This is a genomic window from Candidatus Krumholzibacteriota bacterium (genome assembly GCA_016932415.1).
Classification (GTDB): domain Bacteria; phylum Krumholzibacteriota; class Krumholzibacteriia; order Krumholzibacteriales; family Krumholzibacteriaceae; genus Krumholzibacterium.
Map to the genome: position 1 here is coordinate 15,434 of JAFGCX010000017.1, position 19,067 is coordinate 34,500.

Annotated in this window: 15 protein-coding genes; 4 read left to right on the forward strand and 11 right to left on the reverse strand. The window is 53.1% G+C overall.

Features of this window, described 5'->3' with window-relative positions; all coding sequences use genetic code 11:
* The first annotated feature begins 9 nt into the window (after positions 1-9).
* Together JW814_06370 and JW814_06375 are read left to right on the forward strand one after the other, a co-directional pair.
* Positions 10-1,422, forward strand: a complete 1,413-nt coding sequence (locus JW814_06370) for an insulinase family protein (GenBank protein ID MBN2071067.1) — start codon at positions 10-12, stop codon at positions 1,420-1,422.
* A gap of 95 nt (positions 1,423-1,517) precedes the next feature.
* On the forward strand, positions 1,518-2,792 hold the full coding sequence (locus JW814_06375; protein ID MBN2071068.1) for a glucose-1-phosphate adenylyltransferase: 1,275 nt from the start codon (positions 1,518-1,520) through the stop codon (positions 2,790-2,792).
* Positions 2,793-2,817: 25 nt separating this feature from the next.
* On the opposite strand, the gene JW814_06380 is transcribed toward JW814_06375, so the two are convergent.
* Together JW814_06380 and JW814_06385 are read right to left on the reverse strand one after the other, a co-directional pair.
* Complete coding sequence (locus JW814_06380; GenBank protein MBN2071069.1) at positions 2,818-3,345, reverse strand: hypothetical protein; 528 nt, start codon at positions 3,343-3,345, stop codon at positions 2,818-2,820.
* Between the two features lie 84 nt (positions 3,346-3,429).
* Positions 3,430-4,416: a hypothetical protein gene (locus tag JW814_06385; GenBank protein MBN2071070.1), complete on the reverse strand. Its 987-nt coding sequence runs from the start codon at positions 4,414-4,416 to the stop codon at positions 3,430-3,432.
* A gap of 738 nt (positions 4,417-5,154) precedes the next feature.
* Here JW814_06385 and JW814_06390 point away from each other — a divergent pair.
* Complete coding sequence (locus JW814_06390; GenBank protein ID MBN2071071.1) at positions 5,155-5,898, forward strand: hypothetical protein; 744 nt, start codon at positions 5,155-5,157, stop codon at positions 5,896-5,898.
* 148 nt (positions 5,899-6,046) lie between these two features.
* Here JW814_06390 and typA read toward each other — a convergent pair whose 3' ends face one another.
* The gene (gene typA / locus JW814_06395; GenBank protein MBN2071072.1) at positions 6,047-7,885 is read right to left on the reverse strand and encodes a translational GTPase TypA; all 1,839 of its coding nucleotides are present in this window, start codon (positions 7,883-7,885) and stop codon (positions 6,047-6,049) included.
* Positions 7,886-8,207: 322 nt separating this feature from the next.
* Here typA and JW814_06400 point away from each other — a divergent pair, with 322 nt between their 5' ends.
* Positions 8,208-9,833, forward strand: a complete 1,626-nt coding sequence (locus JW814_06400) for a hypothetical protein (protein ID MBN2071073.1) — start codon at positions 8,208-8,210, stop codon at positions 9,831-9,833.
* 20 nt (positions 9,834-9,853) lie between these two features.
* On the opposite strand, the gene JW814_06405 is transcribed toward JW814_06400, so the two are convergent.
* From JW814_06405 to tadA, 8 genes are all read right to left on the reverse strand, one after another.
* Positions 9,854-10,738 carry an HDOD domain-containing protein gene (locus JW814_06405; protein MBN2071074.1) on the reverse strand — a complete coding sequence of 295 codons (885 nt, stop codon included), beginning with the start codon at positions 10,736-10,738 and terminating at the stop codon, positions 9,854-9,856.
* Positions 10,731-12,230, reverse strand: a complete 1,500-nt coding sequence (locus JW814_06410; GenBank protein MBN2071075.1) for a hypothetical protein — start codon at positions 12,228-12,230, stop codon at positions 10,731-10,733. The genes JW814_06405 and JW814_06410 overlap by 8 nt, the downstream gene beginning before the upstream one ends.
* A gap of 106 nt (positions 12,231-12,336) precedes the next feature.
* Positions 12,337-12,894, reverse strand: coding sequence for a hypothetical protein (locus JW814_06415; protein ID MBN2071076.1), 558 nt, complete (start codon positions 12,892-12,894; stop codon positions 12,337-12,339).
* Complete coding sequence (locus JW814_06420) at positions 12,875-13,522, reverse strand: hypothetical protein (GenBank protein ID MBN2071077.1); 648 nt, start codon at positions 13,520-13,522, stop codon at positions 12,875-12,877. The genes JW814_06415 and JW814_06420 overlap by 20 nt, the downstream gene beginning before the upstream one ends.
* Entirely contained in the window at positions 13,519-14,991 is a 1,473-nt protein-coding gene (locus JW814_06425; protein MBN2071078.1) for a hypothetical protein, read from the reverse strand. The genes JW814_06420 and JW814_06425 overlap by 4 nt, the downstream gene beginning before the upstream one ends.
* Positions 14,988-16,085: a type II secretion system protein GspG gene (locus JW814_06430; protein ID MBN2071079.1), complete on the reverse strand. Its 1,098-nt coding sequence runs from the start codon at positions 16,083-16,085 to the stop codon at positions 14,988-14,990. Before JW814_06430 ends, JW814_06425 begins: the two co-directional genes overlap by 4 nt.
* 13 nt (positions 16,086-16,098) lie before the next feature.
* Positions 16,099-17,301: a type II secretion system F family protein gene (locus JW814_06435; protein ID MBN2071080.1), complete on the reverse strand. Its 1,203-nt coding sequence runs from the start codon at positions 17,299-17,301 to the stop codon at positions 16,099-16,101.
* Positions 17,298-18,971, reverse strand: a complete 1,674-nt coding sequence (gene tadA / locus JW814_06440) for a Flp pilus assembly complex ATPase component TadA (protein ID MBN2071081.1) — start codon at positions 18,969-18,971, stop codon at positions 17,298-17,300. The genes JW814_06435 and tadA overlap by 4 nt, the downstream gene beginning before the upstream one ends.
* Positions 18,972-19,067 lie beyond the last annotated feature (96 nt).

The following is a 19,067-nucleotide window of genomic DNA, read 5'->3' on the forward strand; positions in this document are numbered from 1 at the left end:
AGATCTAAAATGAATAGAAAAATTGTCATATCGCTCCTTGCGGTGATGCTTACGATCTCGTTCGCGTCCCCTCTGCCTGCCGGGAGAAAACATCCGAGCAAATTGAAATATCCTCCGCTTGAGGTCAAGACTCCCGAAGTCCTTGATATAGCCCTCGACAACGGGATCAAGGGGTTCATGATCGAGGACCACGAGATACCGATGGTAAACATAGTGATCCTGCTGAAGACTTATTTCCCCGGGAAGGAAAAGTACGGTCTAAATGATATAGCGCAATGGGTCCTGAGGAATGGTGGAAGCGAGAACTGGCCGGCGGACAAGCTTAATGATGAACTGGAATTTCTCCCGGCCACAGTTGAAGTCTTTGGCGATGATCTGAGCACGATGGTCTTCGTCAGCTGCCTCAAGAAAGATATGAAAGAGGTCCTCCCGATAATGGCGGATCTTCTGCTCAACCCTCTTTTTCCCCAGGACAAGCTTGAAAAGAGAAAAGCAGATATGCTCGAGGAGATCAGGAGGAAGAACGACCAGCCGAGCGACATCGTTCGACGCGAATTCAACAGGTTGCTGTACAGAGACCATCCGTACGGCTGGGAAACGACCGAGGAGAGTGTCTCCTCTGTCAGCCGAGAGGATCTGGTCGAATTCCACGACAGCTATTTCCATCCTGATAATGCCCTGATAGGGATAAGCGGAGATGTCACGAAAAGCGAGATGGAGGCTGAACTTGCCGCGGTGCTTGGAGGTTGGGAACCGAAGGAAGTCGTCGTTCCGAAAGTGCCCGCAGTCGATATCAAAGAGACGGAGAATTATAACTATATCTATAAGGATATTAACCAGGCATACATGAGTATCGGCCATCTCGGGATAAATTCGAACAACCCGGACCGCTGCGCGGTGACAATAATGAATTTTATCCTCGGAGGCGGTTCGTTCACTTCGTGGATAACGGAGGAAGTAAGGGAAAAGAAAGGGCTAGCCTATTCAGCCCGGTCGCGTTTCAGCAGCGATCCCTTTGCCCTGGGCACCTTCGCCGCTTCGGCCCAGACCTCGGCGGGAGAGTACAGCCGGGCGATGACGATCATCATAGAACAGATAAAAAGAATGAAGACTGAAGGGCCGACGCAGGAAGAGCTTAAAAAAGCGGTCGATTCGTTCCTCAACAGCAAGGTCTTTGATTACGATTCCAAGTCGGGGCTCGTCCGAAGGCTGGTCAACCTCAAATTCCAGGGGAGACCGCTCGATACTCCCGAAAAGGATATGGAGACTTATGCTTCCCTTACGGTCGAGGATATAAGGAAAGCCGCTGAAAAGTATCTCCATCTTGACAGGCTGACGATTCTCGTTGTCGGAGACAAGGGACAGTTCGACAGGCCTCTTTCAGATTTTGGAACGGTAAACGAGATCGAACTCGGCAAGTAACAGCCCGCCTTGAAAGCCGTCTTTCGGGCAGGAACGCAGTTGCCAGCTGCGCCGGGTTGCTTTGATCTGGCGCAGCTGGTTCACGGAAAGATACAATGGGTGATATAACAGCAGTAGTACTTGGAGGAGGAAGAGGGACAAGACTCTACCCGCTTACAAGAAACAGGTCGAAACCGGCCGTTCCGCTTGCCGGGAACTACAGGCTGATAGATGTCCCGGTAAGTAACTGCATCAATTCCGGAATAGACAGGATCTACGTCCTAACCCAGTTCAATTCCGCTTCGTTGAACCAGCATATATCGAGGACGTACCGTTTCGACAACTTCAGCAAGGGGTTCGTCGAAATACTCGCCGCAGAACAGACCCTTGCCTCGTCTGCCTGGTTTCAGGGAACAGCAGACGCGGTGAGGCAGGCGATGCCTCATCTGACCGACCGGCAGAGCGAAGATGTCCTCATCCTTTCGGGAGACCACCTGTACAGGATGGATTACACCGGATTCATCAGGCATCATCGAAAGATGGGCGCCGATATAAGTATCGCCGTGAAACCGGTGACGGCGGCAAAAGCCAAAGGATTCGGGATATTACAGGCGGACGCCGAGGGGTGGATAACAGAATTCAGGGAAAAACCGAAAGGTAAAGCGCTGCGCGATATAAGGACCGATACAAGGGCGCTTGGGTTGAGCCCGACGCAGGCAAAAAAACATCCGTACCTCGGTTCGATGGGGATATACCTCTTCAAGACCGATCGGCTCAGAGAGGCGCTCGATCTCGATCCGGAGATCATTGATTTCGCGAAACAGGTAATACCGAGAGCTCTTAAGGAACGCAGGGTCAGCGCCTTTCCTCACGAAGGATACTGGGAGGATATCGGTACGATCAGGTCTTTTTACGACGCGCACATGAAGCTTCTCTCGAAGGATCCGGAATTCAATATCTTCGACGTCGATTTTCATCTCTACACGCATCCGAGATTCCTTCCCGGATCGCGGGTCAACAGAGGGGTGGTTGAAAAGTCGATCCTGAACGCGGGATGCATCATCGACAGGGCAAGTATAAGACATTCGATAATAGGGATCAGGTCGATGATCGGCAAGGGCGCAAAGATCGAAAACTCAATAATCCTCGGCGCCGACTACTACGATTCAGATAAAGACCGAGTGCCGGGAGTGCCGCCACTCGGGATCGGACCGAACGCCGTAATAAAAAAAGCGATAATTGATACAAACGTCCATATAGGAAAGAATGTTGTCCTGGAAAACAGAAAGAGACTCCGGAAATACGACGATCCCGAAGGAAACATATATGTCCGCGACGGGATCATCGTTCTCGCGAAAGGATCTGTCATAAGGGACGGAACAAAGTTCTAACAGGTTTCCGCCCTGACGGCCGGGGTCAATCGAGTGATCCGGTCGTTTTTTTCATGCTTTTCCAGTCGAATGACCTGGCGAGCGCAAGCGCTTCTTTTTCGTCAAGGTCCTCAAAAGAGAGAACAAAAACGGAAGTCTCGGTCTCGGTCGGGTTGAGAAGGACGGTTATCCCTCCCGAGCGGTCTTTCTTGTCATAAATAATATGAACAGTGAATCCGTCGATCTCTTTCGTCTCCGCCTTCGCGTCGGAGGATTCGAACTTTGCCTCCCCGTGCTGTTGCATCGAAGCTGCCGCCGAGGCGGCGTTACCGATCATGATCATCGCGCTGATCTCGACTTTGTCCTTCTTGTAAATCCGCATCGCCTGGACCATTTTCATTCCCGGCATATCCATCGCCATCCCCTCGGGTTCTTCCCCTTTCCACCCCTTTATATCCTTGAGCTCCCCGTAGAGTTTTTCATGCTTTTCGGCTGAAGCGCCAGATGGTGACAGAACGACGGCAAGAAATAGTACAGATAGCAGAACAGGCAAACAGACCAGAGATTTTTTCATTATCTTTCCTCCTTTTGGGGAAAATTAAGATCAACAATCAACAGTTACCGCCCCCTGATCAGTGGAACGGGGATAATATTTCCATTAAAGCATTTGTTTCCTGATGCTTTCGATAAGGGGCTTCGACCCGACATATAACGCCGTGCGTTGGTGCGGGGTCTCAGGGATTATTTCAAGTATCTCCTTTCCGTTCTCATCGATTGCGCAACCACCTGCCTCTTTCGCGATGAAAGCTGCTACATTTGCTTCATAAAGAAGTCGAAGTTTTCCCCGGGGACGGTTTTTTGCCGGACTGGGGTGATTGACGATCGCTGGATACAAGAACATTCCGCCGTTAGAAAGAAGGCGGTGGAAATCACCGGCGAGCGAGCCCATATATCTGAAAGAATATTTAATCTCATTCTGCTCGATCCAGTTCCGGATCTTATCAGAGAAGGTGCTGCGATTGGCGGAATTGAAAGACAGCTCCCAGCTTTTTTTATTTTCCGGGATAACAAGGCGCTCGGAATTGTCAGGAATGACATACGTCATCGTCTCGTCGAGATGAAACCGGAAGACTCCCGAGTCGGCAAGGGCAAGAGTGAAGACTCCATTGGGGATCAGAAAGATCCCGGCCGCGCGGAGTTCAGATCCTTTTCTGAGATGTCCGTCCTCGGGACCGCTCAAGTTTCTCTTCGCGACGGCGAACATAAAACCTACGGGGAGGTTATGCTTGATATTGCTCGATCCGTCAAGCGGGTCGTAATAGAAGAAATACCTGCCCCCATCCTCGTTAAGGAGCACCGGGTCGGCTTCTTCTTCCGTCACGGCGCAGATCACCTGGTTGGACCGCCGCAGATAATGCAGGACAATAGCGTTGGCAATATCGTCCATCTCCATAACAGACTCGCCGTGGACGTTTGTGATCCCTGCTTCGCCCATTACATTTTTGAGAGAACCTGTCTGGTAGAAATACTGAATATATTTCGCCGCCGTCTGGACAGCTTCAAGGAGAACGAGAAAGTTATAACTTCTCTTGTGGTTTTCCTGGTGGTGAAGCATGAAGTCCATGAAGCTCTGTTCCAGTTTCATTTTATCCTTCTCCGGGGAGGAAGCCAGGAGATCGCGGCGGTATCGATCGCCGAGATCGTCTCCCAATTGTAATTGCCTTGCTCCGGCTATCAATTGTTTTTCATCGGACGAGAAAAGATTGTATCAGGTCCGGTAAAAGGTTTCAAGCCGGGGATTGATTGCTTGAGCAAAGCAATAATTGACGCAATAAAACAATGCTGCCATAATGATGAATGTAAAACCCTTTTCGATCAGAGCCGATGGGGCGACTGAAGAACAGGTCTTTGATTTCCACTTCACCGGGCTTGGGTTTGCCTGAGGAGGCAATATCATAACCACGGGCAGTAGTTTCGCGGACATTTTTTTCTCCGCCTATACGATCACACTGACAACGCAGACCCTCGCCGAGCTCTGGGTATATACGATCAATCTTCCCGGGGAGACCGACGCCCTGGCCGATAGATGGGGAAGGATCAAGAGTATCTACACTGAGTGAAGATCAGTACTCCTATCTACAGACAGGCCCGGCAGAAAGTGTACCTAATAGTACAGTTGGCAGGTCTGATCTGCCCGGACCGGTTCAGCTTCCCGCTTAAAAAAGCATCATCTTGCCAGGCTTGATAAAGGCAACACGTTATATAAATGGCAATTACACCCGTTCCCGATTCTCCGGCCACCGGGGCACAGAGGTTGCTTTATCCTGCTTGTGACAGCGTAGTATAAATATAAATTTGCATGAATTCTGAAAGGAGACTAAAAATGAGGATTCATCGACTGCAGGTCAGATCGATTCTGACATTCGCCATAATCCTGCTTTCCTCGGTCGCGATGATCGGGTGCAGCCAGGATTCGACTTCTACAGCCCCTGAAAGTTCGGATATAGAGCTTTCCAAGATCGCAGAAGACCCGTTCGAGCAGGTCCTGACCTCCACAGACGGGTACACTCCCGAGGATCCAGGTATGAGGATCGACCGTCTTGCCGAGAAACTGGGCCTCGATGACGCGCAGAAGGAAGCGTTGCTGAGCGCCTATATCGAATTCAGGACAGCTGTAATAGAACTAAGAGACCTTGTCCGCGCCGGTGAGATCACTTTCGAAGAAGCGCGCGCCGAGGCTGTAATTCTTCGCGAAGCTTTTGAAGCGGAGCTTCAGCTTATCCTTACTCCAGAGCAGTATGATCTGCTTCAGGAGATGAGACGAGTCCGGGACCGGATCAGGGACAGGATTCACGCGACCGATAAATATGTGCGCTGGGAGATCTGGCTCACAGAGATCGGTGCTGATTCCGCGCAGACCGCCGACGTCTATCTGGCTCTTGAGGCCCTTCATGAAGGGATCAGAGACCTGGTAGCCCAGGTCAAAGACGGCTTGATCACAAAAGAAGAGGCTCTTCTTGCAGCTCAAGTCCTCAGGGATGAATTCGACGCGGCCCTGCAGGCAATACTGACACCGGAGCAGTATGATGCCCTTCTCGCTCTGCGTCCTGACAAGTGCAAGGTCTAGCTGGCGACTCCCATCGGGGAAGTGCCATTATTGAATGATATCGTGATGCCCCGGGGTACTGTTCCCGGGGTTTTTATTTCTATGCCGCGGCGAGAAGAAATGGATATTCCCAGGGTGGGCCAGATGTGGCCGGAAGAGGGAAGAATCGTTATAATCCTGGCTGGTAACCGGGTTTGATCATTTTTCTGCTCCGGGCAGAGAGGACCGTCTTCTTGAGACGGATCGATTTCGGAGTTATCTCGACCATTTCGTCGTCGCGGATGAAACTGATAGCTTTTTCGATTGTTATAGGTTTGACCGGAGTCAGGATCACTGCGTCATCCTTTCCCGCCGCTCTCATATTGGACAGTTTCTTTTCCTTGGCGTGATTGACATTGATATCGTTATCGCGGTTGTGCTCTCCGACGATCATTCCCTCGTATCCTGGGTCGCCCGGCCTGACGAAGAGTCTGCCACGCGCTTCAAGATTGAACAAAGCGTAAGCTACGGCCTTTCCAGGCCTGTCAGCGACGAGGGAGCCGGTGAAGCGCGTGGTGAAGTCTCCCCGGTACTCTTCGTATCCGGCGAAATACGAATTCATCACGCCGGTCCCCTTCGTGTCGGTAAGAAACTCGTCACGGTATCCTATCAGGGCTCTCGACGGCGCCGAGAACTCGACCCTGACCCTGCCGCTACCGGAATGGACAAGGTCTGTCATCCTCGCTTTTCGCAGCGAAAGTTTCTCGGTCACGACGCCGAGATAATCCTGTTCGCAATCGACCAGAAGGCGTTCCACAGGTTCAAGGCGTTTTCCGTTTTCATATTTGTATATGACATGAGGACGCCCGACGCAGAATTCAAATCCTTCCCTTCTCATCGTTTCGATCAGTATCGCCATCTGGAATTCCCCGCGTCCTTTCACTATGAAGCTGTCTGTCCCCCGGTCCTCTTCCATCCGGATCGCTACATTCATCAACGTCTCCCTGAAAAGGCGTTCGCGGATCTTCGGGGACTGGACGAAGCGGCCTTCCTGGCCGCTGAAAGGAGAGTTGTTGATCGTAAAACGCATCGAGATCGTAGGTTCGTCGACCGTGATCCGCGGAAGGGCCTTGGGGTGTTCTCTCGTGCAGACAGTATCGCCTATCTTCACATTCTCGATACCGGCAAGGACGACGATATCGCCAGCATCTGCCGATTCGGCCGGCCTGTACGTCATCCCTTCGTACTTCTGGAGTTTTGTCACCTTGATAGGGATCTGCGCGCCGCTGGAATCAATACATACGAGCAACTGGTTAGAGCTTACCTTCCCGTTGATGATCTTTCCGACGGCGAGGCGGCCGAGGTAGTCGCTGTAGCCGAGATCGGATACGAGCATCTGGAACGGTTCTTCCGGGTCGAACGATGGAGAAGGGATCTTGTCGATGATAGTATCGAGCAGCTGGTGGATATTGTCTGTTTCTTCCTCAAGCGTCCTTTTGGCGATCCCATCGCGGCCGATAGCGTAAAAAACAGGGAAATCGATCTGGTCATCGCGGGCGCCGAGATCGATGAAGAGATCATATATCTCATTGAGGACGATCGCCGGCCGGGCGTCCTTACGGTCGATCTTGTTTATCACGACTATGATTTTGAGGTCAGCTTCGAGAGTTTTTTTGAGGACAAACCTTGTCTGCGGGAGAGGACCCTCTGAAGCATCAACGAGAAGAATGGCGCCGTCGACCATCGAGAGGGCTCTTTCTACTTCCGCCCCGAAATCAGAGTGCCCTGGAGTATCGAGGATATTGATCTTTACCTTTTTCCAGGAAACGGAACAATTTTTGGCGGTTATCGTTATGCCTCGTTCGCGTTCAAGATCCATGCTGTCCATGATCCGTTCGTCCATCACCTGCTTCTCGTGAAGCAGCCCGCTCTGCCTGAAGATCGCGTCGACGAGCGTCGTCTTGCCGTGATCGACATGGGCGATAATTGCGATATTCCTGATATCCTTGTTTTCAACTTTCGAGCTCATGATATATTCCCGCGATCAAGTATTCCGCCACTGATACAGGGCAGTGCGCCGATCGGGCGATCCTGCCCTTCAGGCAGAGACCGGACGCGGCACCAAAGTGTGACAAAAGATAAGCTGTTGCGCGCGTTTGTCAACAGAGAAGAGGCCGGTCGGATCTGTAAGCGATAAAATATTCCTTCAATCGGTGAGATTTTGAGGATTTGGGCTTGAAAAAAGTCAGCAGGCCCGGTGATAATCTCTTCAGCCCGTGTCATTATCGGGTTTTGGCAGTCAGACAGTAAAGGGAAATCAATCAGATCGATCGATGGAAGAAGGTACAGTAATGAAAGAAAAAAGAAGAAATCCTGCCGGGAATACAAAAGGCCTATTCGTTGTAACTTTTCTTCTTCTGATCGCGCAGATAGTGTTCTATGGATGCGGAGACAGCAGCGGACCATCAACGCCGGTTGATACGGTGATCGGTCCCGAAGGAGGGACTGTCACTGATCCGGGAGGAGCGTCGGTGATCATCCCTGCCGGAGCGCTCGCCTCCGAAACCAGGATCACGGTCAACACGCTGCAGGAAAAAGGGGACCTGCCTGAAGAGAACCAGATCTTCCTACCGATGCTCGGAGGGGGCGAGTTCGGTCCCGACGGGACTGTTTTCGCCATCCCTGTCACGATGACAATTCCTGTCGATCCACCCCTGCAGCCGACCGATAAAGTGACCGTCCTGTACTGGGATGACACCGAAGAAGGATGGAGCAGGCTCGAATCGATCGTCTCGGTCGCGCCGGACGGGATGAGCGTGACTTTCGAGTCGACGCACTTCTCTATCTTTTCGGCCGTGACCGACGTCTTCGATGATTTTCATGAAAACTTCGGAGACGGATCTACAGCTGAAGCGGCCTTTACCGGTTATGTATCCTGGTTCAAGGCGAATGTGACCGATATCGGGCGAAAGGGCCTGTACAGGGAAGACTGCCACGAAGTCGTAGGGCTTCGGATAGGTCTTTCATACAGTGTTCACCATCTGCCCGATGGTCCAGTCTACGAAGGTATCCCCTATCATATGGAAGGAAGCTCGACAGCGATCGAGGTAGTCTTCTTCGTTGCGTATGAATTCGTGCAGGCGGGAGTACTCGACAAGAATTACAATCTCGAGATACATGTCTTTCTCGAATGCTGCCAGGCCGAAGTCGAGGTATCGGCCGATCCGTCGTCGATCGGGACGGGGCAGACGAGCCGTGTGACGGCGACGGTCGCCTGCGACGATGAGGCGATGCGGGGGTACGAGGTGACATTCGAATCACTTGGAGGATTCGGCACTGTCAGTCCCGCGTCGGCTACGACTTCGTCCGGGGGCACCGCTTTTACGACATTCACCGCCGGAGATGACGAGGGAGTCGAGTCTGTCAGGGCTTCCACGACAAACTGCGGTGGAAGCGAATCGCCTGACGGGGCCGCGCAGATAGAAATAAACAACGACTGGAGCGGGGATCTCGACATCACCTTCGTCCATGATATAGGCGACGAGCCTCTTTTTACCTTCACAGACGATGTCTCGATATCGGTGAACCTGACGATCGAGGAAGGGGTCGTAACTGGAACGGGCTCGGGAACTCACAATATATCCCTTTCGATCCACAACCGTTGCGGCGAAGAGGGGATGAGCGCTCCGGGATTTTCCGTTTTCGCCTCCGGCGTGGTATCGGGAGATATGATAGAGATGCAGATAGTGGCGATGAGCATGCCGGTATATTTCAATCTCCATTGCGTATGGGATACTGAAGAGGGGGATTTTCCGTACCCCGTTTACGGACTGCTCGAATCAGCGATCATAGCGCAGTATATATTCATAGAGGTGCCTTTTGAAGATGGAGGGACTGATTCGGGGTCAGGGATAGACCCTTCCGGAGAAGATATCCCGATGGCGTACAGCTATTCCTTTTCGCTCAGCGGGTCATAACAGCGCGGCGGCTGATGATCCTAGCAGTTGCTGTCGTACAGGGCTTCAAGGTTGGCCAGTTTCTGCCGGATCTCCCAGAGTATTCCCTCAAGATCTGATTCGGCGATCCGGAGGATTTCCAGTTCACCGGCATAATCTGCGTATGAGATCTCTTCGCCGAGGTCCATGAATGGCTGGATACCCACGTTCCAGAAATTGCAGATCCTGTCAGCCAGGGAGACGACAAGAGCATCGGGTCTGACCACATCCCCCTCTAGTGGGTCATGATGGAATCTTACAGATTCGGATATTATCTCCGGGATGCTCCATCTTTCCATGATTCGTTTTCCAAGATCGGCGTGATCGATACCGGCGGCGGAGCGTTCCTCGTCGAGGGATATCGGGCCAAGGCCGGTCCGCCCTTTAAGAAAATCATCGATTATCAGCTTTCCGGCGTCATGGACGAGGCCGGCGATGAAAGCCTGTTCATCGTTGAATCCTGCCTCTCCGACCCTTTCGTTAAGGACCCTGCAAGCTGTCCCTACTCCCATCGAGTGGAGCCAGAAACCTTTTTCAGAATAAGGATATCCCTTGAAGTCCCTGCGGATCAATCCTTCGCTTGATACGGCGTAGACGATCTTCTTGACATTGTCCAGCCCTATCATGACGATCGCGTCGGTTATGGAGGTGATAGTGCCGGAGCGGCCGTAGAAACTGCTGTTGGCGAGCTTGAGAAGCCTGCTGACCAGCGCCTGGTCCTTCGAGAGCACCTTCTGGATATCCCTTCCCGATATCATCTCTTTTTTGGAAATATCAAGGAATTCCCCCACGATGTTCGAGAGGCTTGGCAGCCTGTCGATACGAGAGAGGGCTTCCCGCGGATCTTTCGTTGTTGTGGCCTGTTCTTCGACGTTGATTTCACTCATTTTGTGCTTCCTCTCCCTTTCCCGCATCGCCGGCCGTAGCGCCGCTCTCGCTCAGGATGACCGGAGTCAACATCATTACCAGTTCTGTAGTGGTCTTTTCCTTGTAAGAACGTTTGAAGAAATAACCCAGAAGAGGGATGCTCCTCAGAAGTGGGATTCCAGAGGACTCGATCCTTTCTCCTTCCGACAGGAGGCCCGCGATCACCAGTGTCTCACCGTCGGCCACCCTGCCTACCGTATCGAGTTCGCGGATGGAGATTACAGGAGCCCTGTCCTGGTTCGGGCTGACTTCCTCCCTTACGATATTCGATATTGTCGGATGAACGTTGAGGGTGATTACTCCGTTATTCCCTATCTGCGGCGTCACGTCGAGTACCATCCCGACGGGGATCATTTCCGGCCTGTATTCGACGACCGGGTTTGTCCCCGTGCCGGCGCTCACAAGGGCCGGTTCGACCTGCGCGACAAAAAAGACTTCTTCGGTGACGATCCTTACTATAGCTTTCTGATTGTTGAGCGTGGTGATCCTCGGAGTGCTGAGCACCTCTACATTGCCCTGTTCACTGATCGCTTCCATAAGGCTTGAGAGTCGCTCAGTCCCGACGATGAAGGAAAAAACCGGGCTGGCAAGCCCTTCGGCCGATTCAAGCGACGCATTGACATCGCCGCCGGTGATGGTAGTCCAGTCTATTCCGGTCCTGTCTGATTCCCAGAAGAGTACCTCGAGGATCTTGACCTCGATCGCCACCTGCCGCTGGAGCGATACTTCGAGGTTTTCTATAAGCTCTTCGACCTGTTTGATGCGTGGCCATTCCGCCGTTACCTGGACAAGGCCGGCCATCGGGTTTATGACAAGTATGCGGCCTTCCTCATCGGCTATACTGAGAGCTTCCGTCGATGAATCGCCGGTCACCGCTCCACCGTTTTCGGGATTATTGAAGACTAGGATGTTGATGGCGCTGATTACCTGCGGCCATACTTTCATAACGGCTGTGCTGGTTACATGGCTTTCATTTTCCGTGTTATTTTCGCTCTGGCTGCTGTTCCCCGACACGAGCAGCGCGCCCCGGCCTTCTCTCTCGGTAACGGGATAATCGAAAAAGAAAGATCTTGTCAGCATACCTCCACGATATACTATAAGCACTCCGTCTATGATCTCGTAGCCGAGGCCGGCCCTTCCGAGAACGGTTTCAAGAGCTTTTTCGATCGCGACATCGACGAGATGCACGTTGACATTTTCCGCGACGTCCGGAGCGACCTCAAGGCCGAGCCCGGCGCTAGCGGCGATAGAGGCGAGGAGATCCCTGATATCGACCCAGCCATTGGTTATCAGAGTGATCTTTCCCATGCCGGGGGGTGCCGGACTTTTGACTGATTCCGCTTCAGCGGCCGGCAGGCCTTCGGCGAGGGCCGTCCCTGCCGAAACAACGCCAGAGACGCACAGGCAGAAAAAGATGGCAGCTGCTCCAGCGCGAACAAATCGATCTTTCATCATCTGATTCCTTCCATTTTGAGGCTGACGCGATCGGTGGCTGCCAGCCCGTTCGATCAGCGTTTCACCCGTCTTTTATCAGTCCGGCAGTTTTTCCGGACACAGATCAGTCTATCCCGGATATCACCGGGAGATATTTTTCGCTCGTCGCCTTTCTGGCGACGGGAACAAAGATATTTTTACCGTTGCTTGTCAGTTGTACTCCCTCAAGAGAGATATGCCTGACAATGTATCCGTCGAAACGATCCCCCGTTCGCCGCGATATCCCGTTCAAGACCGCCACGGGAAGGCTGTCGTTTATCGAGATCGCCGTGCAGATAAGGCCCGAGGAATTGACCTTGGCACCAACGGGTCGCGCTCCGGGCTCACCATCTCTTCGAGAGAAGGGATCCCTGTATGCGGCGGGAAAGCGCAGATCTCCATCTCCAGCCCCGCCAGGGGTGGCATGCCGACCGGCAGCGAGCCTGGACGCGGCGAAACCGGCCATCTCTGCCAGGTCAGCGGGGAGTTGAAGCATTTCCTCTTCCTGCTGGCGCGCGAGGGCTGTTTTTTTCGATAGCATCGGCTGGACTATGCGCCAGTTTACGACGATGATCCCGGCTGCTATCACCAGCGCGGTCATCACGACCTTTCGGTCGCGCAGATCAATCAGGTTTACGGGCATAATAATCAAGCTCCATTATTACTGTTATTCCTTCCGGACCCTGTTCTATGTCAAGATCGTGAAGAGTCAGTGCCCTCGGTATCGTTCGAAGACCCGACAGGAACCCGGCCATCGCGGAATACTCCGAGTCGAACGACATCCGCAGCCTGAAAGAGCGCAGACTTGGATCAGGCAGGCCGGATAGGTCGATCGCCAGTGCTTCAAAAAGCATAATCATGTCTTCGTCTCCGGAATCATCGGCCAGCTCGTCGACAGATCCCCCGTCATTGTTTTCCATAAGCGCTATCTCTCTGAGCGTAAACGGATCGATCCCGTTTTCAAGGGCGAGAGAAGCGATCTGTAGAAAGAGCTGCTCCCTCTGCTTTTCTACGGGAAACAGCAGGTCGTACTCTTCGATCATTCCAGGTTCGACTTTTCTTACGACTTCTTCGAACCATCCGCCTGCCGATGAGAGGGAAGCCATCGCTTCGATCCTTTCCGAGGCTGTCTCGATCTTTTTTCTGTTCTCAAGGCTTCTTCTGGTCGAGGGAATGGCCCCGGCGAAGAAGACGATCACCCAGACGACGACTGATATAACAAGAAGTCTCCGGCCATGGAATATTCCCTTCATTGAGGGGTGAAGAGTCATTCTCTATCCTCCAGGATATAGTATTCAACGGTGAAGGCTACCCGGGATCTTACGATCTCATCCTCTTCTATTCCGGAGATCTCCAGCCAGGAAGGTTCTCTTTTCCTCTGAAGCCTGGGATTTGAATCAAGCGATTGAAGAAAGCGCAGGAAGGAAAGTTGCGCGAGTTCCCCATCGGAAGCTACGCTTCTGCCTTTCAATATCAGCTGATATTTTTCCCCGGCATCTCTGTCGATCTTCATCTTTTCGAACGTGATCGCGTCCGGCGCGCCAAGAGCGATCTCCCTCATGACTCCAGCCAGCCACGATTGTCCTCTTCCTATCCCCTCGATATTGGACAAGCAGGTTTTCAAAGCCCTGTTATGAAGGTAAGATTCGGCGGATGCGTCGACGCGCTCGGTCAGAAAATCCATGTCTCCCCCGGCCCGCGCGAGAAACTCTTCCTGGACTCCGGCAGTCCATATTCCGCCGATAAAAAGAATCGGAGCGACACTCGCGGCAAGGGCCGAGACCGTCACAATGGCGTAGCGCCGAAGAAAGTCATTTTTGCCGACCACTGCGCGCATTGGAAGCAAAGAGTATGAAGGAGACTCGATCACCGCGGCGGCGGCAGCGAGGGAGAGGGTATTTTCCCACCTGCCCGGGCCATCAGTCTCGAAAAGTTCCTCAGGCTTCCAGCGGATTATTTCCATTCCGCCGGTTTCGGCCATTCTGGTGACCAGGCTGTCCGCGCTGCGGGGTTCGCCGCAGATGATAACCCTGTTTATTTCGACACTGTCTTCCTTCTGGCGGGCAAAGAAGGCCGATCTTTCGATCTCGACAGCTATTTTACCTATATATTCTTCTTCTTCGGTACCTCCGGAAAGATCTCCGGGAAGGATCCGGGCAAGCAGAAGAGTCTCGCTGTCTCCCGCGCAGAGGAATCGCTCAGTCTTTCCCATGAATACGAGGATCCAGCCGCCATCTTCAGAAAGCGCTGGCTCATTGACGCGAAATAATTGTTCGAGAGCAAGATATCCGGGCATCATCGCAATGGGGACCAGCCCCATTTTTTCAGCTTTATCGAATTGTCCTTCTATAGTCTCCCTGGCAGCCCCTACGGCGGTGATCCTTTTTTTCTGGCCGGATTGGATACCTGTCCCTTTTTTCCCCGCTATCGTGTAATCGATGATCCAGTCATCTATTCCCCCGCCTTTTTCCTTCGCTATCAATCCTTTCAGAGCGTTCGCCAGCATCCGGCTTTTCATCTCCGGCAGCATGACCGTCATGAGTGAGACGTCGGCGCCAGGGAGTGTCAGGACAAGGTTGCCGCCAGGAGCATCCGGTAACCTGGAAGATTCTCCTCCCGGTATACTGGAAAACTCCTTTATCCATTCAAGCCTGTATTTCTTCTCTTTCCCGGGACTCACCTTCAGGAGGGTGTAGTCATCGGTGTTCAGGTCAAGGCCGTAACCATGGCTTTTTCTCATTGTCCCACTCCTGTCGGCAGGTTATCCGATACGGTCGCGGCGCGGCCGTCCGGTCCGCACGAAAAGATCAACCGGGAACCGATATTGACCCGATAGCTGTTTCCCCATCCATCAAGATCGAACACTTCAGCCAGGCCCAGCCTGGCCCGTATTCCCGCCGCGCCTGTCCAGCTTCCAGTGAGATCGAATTCCGGGTCGCGCGTCAGAGCGGCTTGTGCTATATCGAGTTCACTTCTCGTCGTTATCCTGCCGGGCGGTATGCTGCTGGTGAGGAGGGAAAGATCGTCTCCGCCGCCTGAATCGTCCCGCCTGTCCGGTCCGCAACTGTAGATCATCAGGGTCACCGCTCCACCGCCGCCATATTGAATCGTCCTGTATCCGACTTTCCAGGCGTCCTCGAAGATGCCGCCAGCGAATCCCGAGTCAAGATAGACTCCGGAGAGTTCGGAAAGGGTGGTCGGGAATGAAGAGTTATCGCGGTAATATTCACTGCAGGCGGCAGAGAGTATCTGCAGTTCTTCGCGGGCCTCGTTCTCCTTTGTTCTTTCAATCGCCGCCGCGCTGACCACCGTAAAGATGTCGTCTGTATCCGACTCGAGGTCCCAGGTGCGGTTGAGCCGGCCGGCACCGGGAGTCAGGTCGGCTCCGCCGCTCGCGACGAGCACATCGGCAGAACCCGGAGGGTCGGTCACGGGATTGAGATCGTATATATATTCCATCCCGAAAGCGTCACCTTTGATCGCTTCGGCGGGGCTTCTCTTCGCCGAGGAGAGATACGGCCCCTGCCAGTTGGCAAGGCCGGGGTCGGATACGAGCGCTTCAAGACCTTCCGCTTCGGTTGGAAACCGTCCTGTATCCTGATAGAATGAAAGCAAGCCGGATTCTATCTGGTCAAGTTCCTGAACAGTCACCTTTGACCTGGCGGAATTGATCTGTTTGAAGACGACAGGTGCCAGAGCTCCAGCCATAAGGGCTACTATGGCGACAGCGATGATCACCTCCATAAGGGTGAATCCGCCTGAGTCGCCGCGTAACAGTGTGGTTCGGCGGCCCATTCCGGTCTTTGAATATATTTTCGTCTCTCTCGCGGTCACTGTTTTTCCTCTCCTACATCATATTGCGCATCTGCATTACAGGAAGAAGTATCGACAGGGCGGCGATAGCTATCAGTCCACCCAGGACGGTTATTATCAGGGCGTTAAGGATCGTAAAAGCCTGCTTGAGTTCTCTCGGGATCTCCTTGTCCAGATAGTCGGCGGCATGAATAAGCGAGTTATCAAGCTGACCGGTCTTTTCTCCGACAGCGACAAGACGCTGGATCATCGGCGGGAAATGGGGCGCCTGGGAAAAACTCGAAGTAAGCGTCTCTCCAGTCATCACCCTGTCGCGGATATCCTTCAGCTCCACGGCAAGGACATTATTCCCCACGACCTTGATAAGAAGCTCCAGCACATTGAGAAGGCTTGTTCCCGCCGCGAAAAGAAGGGAGAAATATCTGGAGAATCGTGCCAGTGCGAGTTTGTGGACGAATCCGCCGACCACCGGCAGCCTGAGCATGAAATCATCTATGAGATATCTCCCTTTCACGCTTTTCCGGAGAGTAAAATACCCCACTATCATCGCGGCAGAAGCTGCGAGGATAGCGGGCCACCATACGGTGAACCAGTCGAAAGCTCCCATCACGAAAAGAGTCACAGCGGGGAGCTGCGAATCCTGAAATTTGAACATATCCATAAAACGCGGGAGTACGTAAAAAAGCATAAGCATGAAGAGACCGATGATACCGGCTATCATGAGAGCCGGGTAAACGAGCGCCTGCTTCGATTTTCCATGGAGGTCGTCGAGCCATTCAAGGTGATCCACAAGGTTTGAAAAAGCCTGGGCAAGATCTCCCGTACTCTGTCCGGCAGTCACTATGGCTATATATGTCTCCGAAAAGACTTCGGGGTATTTAGTCAAAGCTTCGTCTACCTGGGCGCCACTGTTTATCTCGCGCCTGATCCCGGCGATCATATTTTTCAAGTGTCCCTTGCCGCTGTCGTTCTCGAGATCGAGAAGAGCCGAACTTACAGGTATCCCCGCGGCAAGGCAGGTCGCCATGTGCAGGGTGAAATCGCGAAGCTCCCGCGGATTTATCCTTCCGGCGATCGAGAAAGTCTTTCCAAAAGATTGAAGGGTCTGCCTGGAGTTGAGGAGGATGAGGTTTTGCGCCGAGAGTTCCTCGGTTAGTAGCCACCTGTTCGACGCACGGTGAACGCCGGTGACTACCGCTCCGGAAGAATTCAGCGCCTTGTATTGATACTCTTTCATGACACCACCCTCATCACTTCACTGAGCGATGTCTTTCCGGAAAGAAGTTTTTCCATCGCGTCCTGTCTCAGGGTCCTCATATCCGACTCGATCGCTTTTTCCATTATCGCGTCAATGCTGGCCCCTTCGCTTATCAGTCTTCTGATGCTGGAATCGACCTGCAGATATTCGAAGACAGCTGCCCTGCCACTGCAACCGGTATGTTTGCAGGAAGGACAGCCTTTACCGGTAGAGTATCGCGGTGTTCCTTCAAGTTCGTCGAGGCGAAGAAGGATCTTCTGGTCCTCTGTCGGTTCCTCCCTGACCCGGCAAAGCGGGCATACGCTTCGTACCAGTCTCTGGGCCAGGACGGAGATGAGGGTCGCTGAAAGGAGAAACGGTTCGATGCCCATATCTATCAGGCGGGGTATGGCGCCGGCGGCGGTATTCGTGTGAAGAGTGCTGAATACGAGATGCCCGGTAAGCGCCGCCCTTATGGCAAGCTGGGCAGTCTCGGTATCGCGGATCTCCCCGATGAGGAGAATGTCGGGGTCCTGCCTCAGGATAGCCCTCAATCCGCTGGCGAAAGTGAACCCCTGCTGTGCCATGATCTGAGCCTGGCTGATAATCGACAGTTCATACTCGACCGGGTCTTCAAGAGTAATGATCTTCGTGTCAGGCTTGTTAAGGTAGGTCAGTGCCGAATAGAGCGTTGTCGTTTTCCCCGAACCGGTCGGACCGGTGACGAGTATCATCCCATGAGGCCTCGATATATCCTGCCTGAAACGGGTCAGCATATCCCTGTTCATACCGAGTTTCTCAAGACCGTAGACGAGGTTCTTCTTGTCGAGAACCCTGCAGACTATCGTTTCGCCGTGAACGGTAGGAAGAGTGGAGACTCGCAGATCTGTTTTATCCTGACCTTTTCCGTACTGGATCCTTCCGTCCTGGGGTATACGGGTCTTGGAGATGTTCAGCCCCGCCATTATTTTCACGCGGGTCGTCACGATGCTCTGGAGCTCTCGCGCCAGGGAAGGGCCCTGAACGAGGCGTCCATCGATGCGGTATCGTATATGGACGACTTTTTCCTCCGGTTCTATGTGGATATCGGTTGCTCCTTCATCGACAGCTTTTTCAATGATCAGGTCTACCAGGCGGATATAGGGGGAGTCCGCTTCGCTGAGAGGCGTATCGTTGGCCGCCGCGGCGCGCGATTCCTCGATCGTGCTCTGCATAAGGGTGTCTATATCGCTTTTCGCTCCGTAATACTTTCTATGAGCTTCCTGGATATCCGATTCGGTCGCGTATACCACTTCGACGTAATGGCCTGTCATCCTGCCGACGGCGTCGATCGTGTCGAGATCGAGAGGATCGGCCATCGCGAGGAGCAGAGTACTTCCCTGGAGGGAAATAGGAAGGAGCATCTGTTTTTCGGCATATTCACCCGGTACCAGGTCGATCGCGTCACGCTTTATCCATTCCTCGGCAAGTGAGACGTAACCGACCCCGATCTGAGACGCGAAGACCTTGTCGATCTCCTCGCGGGTGCAGATGCCGAGCCGGCTGAGGATATCGCCGAGCTTCTCACCTGTCTGCTTCTGTTCCTTCAACGCCAGTTCGAGCTGGTCTTCGGTCAGGTTCCCAGCTTCGACGAGGATCCGGCCCAGCTTTTTTGTCTTAGTGACGACCATCTGCTTTCCCTGGTGAATAAAGTGGCAGACCTTCTCCATTACAGGCAGTAAGAGAGAAAGCCTGGAGAAAACCTGTTTTTCAATCTTCCCTTAAAG

Bases quoted from the DNA above. Each gene is read 5' to 3' on its own strand.
- JW814_06370 (MBN2071067.1), top strand. From the start codon at position 10: ATGAATAGAAAAATTGTCATATCGCTCCTTGCGGTGATGCTTACGATC.
- JW814_06375 (MBN2071068.1), top strand. From the start codon at position 1,518: ATGGGTGATATAACAGCAGTAGTACTTGGAGGAGGAAGAGGGACAAGA.
- JW814_06380 (MBN2071069.1), bottom strand. From the start codon at position 3,345: ATGAAAAAATCTCTGGTCTGTTTGCCTGTTCTGCTATCTGTACTATTT.
- JW814_06385 (MBN2071070.1), bottom strand. From the start codon at position 4,416: ATGAAACTGGAACAGAGCTTCATGGACTTCATGCTTCACCACCAGGAA.
- JW814_06390 (MBN2071071.1), top strand. From the start codon at position 5,155: ATGAGGATTCATCGACTGCAGGTCAGATCGATTCTGACATTCGCCATA.
- typA (MBN2071072.1), bottom strand. From the start codon at position 7,885: ATGAGCTCGAAAGTTGAAAACAAGGATATCAGGAATATCGCAATTATC.
- JW814_06400 (MBN2071073.1), top strand. From the start codon at position 8,208: ATGAAAGAAAAAAGAAGAAATCCTGCCGGGAATACAAAAGGCCTATTC.
- JW814_06405 (MBN2071074.1), bottom strand. From the start codon at position 10,738: ATGAGTGAAATCAACGTCGAAGAACAGGCCACAACAACGAAAGATCCG.
- JW814_06410 (MBN2071075.1), bottom strand. From the start codon at position 12,230: ATGAAAGATCGATTTGTTCGCGCTGGAGCAGCTGCCATCTTTTTCTGC.
- JW814_06415 (MBN2071076.1), bottom strand. From the start codon at position 12,894: ATGCCCGTAAACCTGATTGATCTGCGCGACCGAAAGGTCGTGATGACC.
- JW814_06420 (MBN2071077.1), bottom strand. From the start codon at position 13,522: ATGACTCTTCACCCCTCAATGAAGGGAATATTCCATGGCCGGAGACTT.
- JW814_06425 (MBN2071078.1), bottom strand. From the start codon at position 14,991: ATGAGAAAAAGCCATGGTTACGGCCTTGACCTGAACACCGATGACTAC.
- JW814_06435 (MBN2071080.1), bottom strand. From the start codon at position 17,301: ATGAAAGAGTATCAATACAAGGCGCTGAATTCTTCCGGAGCGGTAGTC.
- tadA (MBN2071081.1), bottom strand. From the start codon at position 18,971: ATGGTCGTCACTAAGACAAAAAAGCTGGGCCGGATCCTCGTCGAAGCT.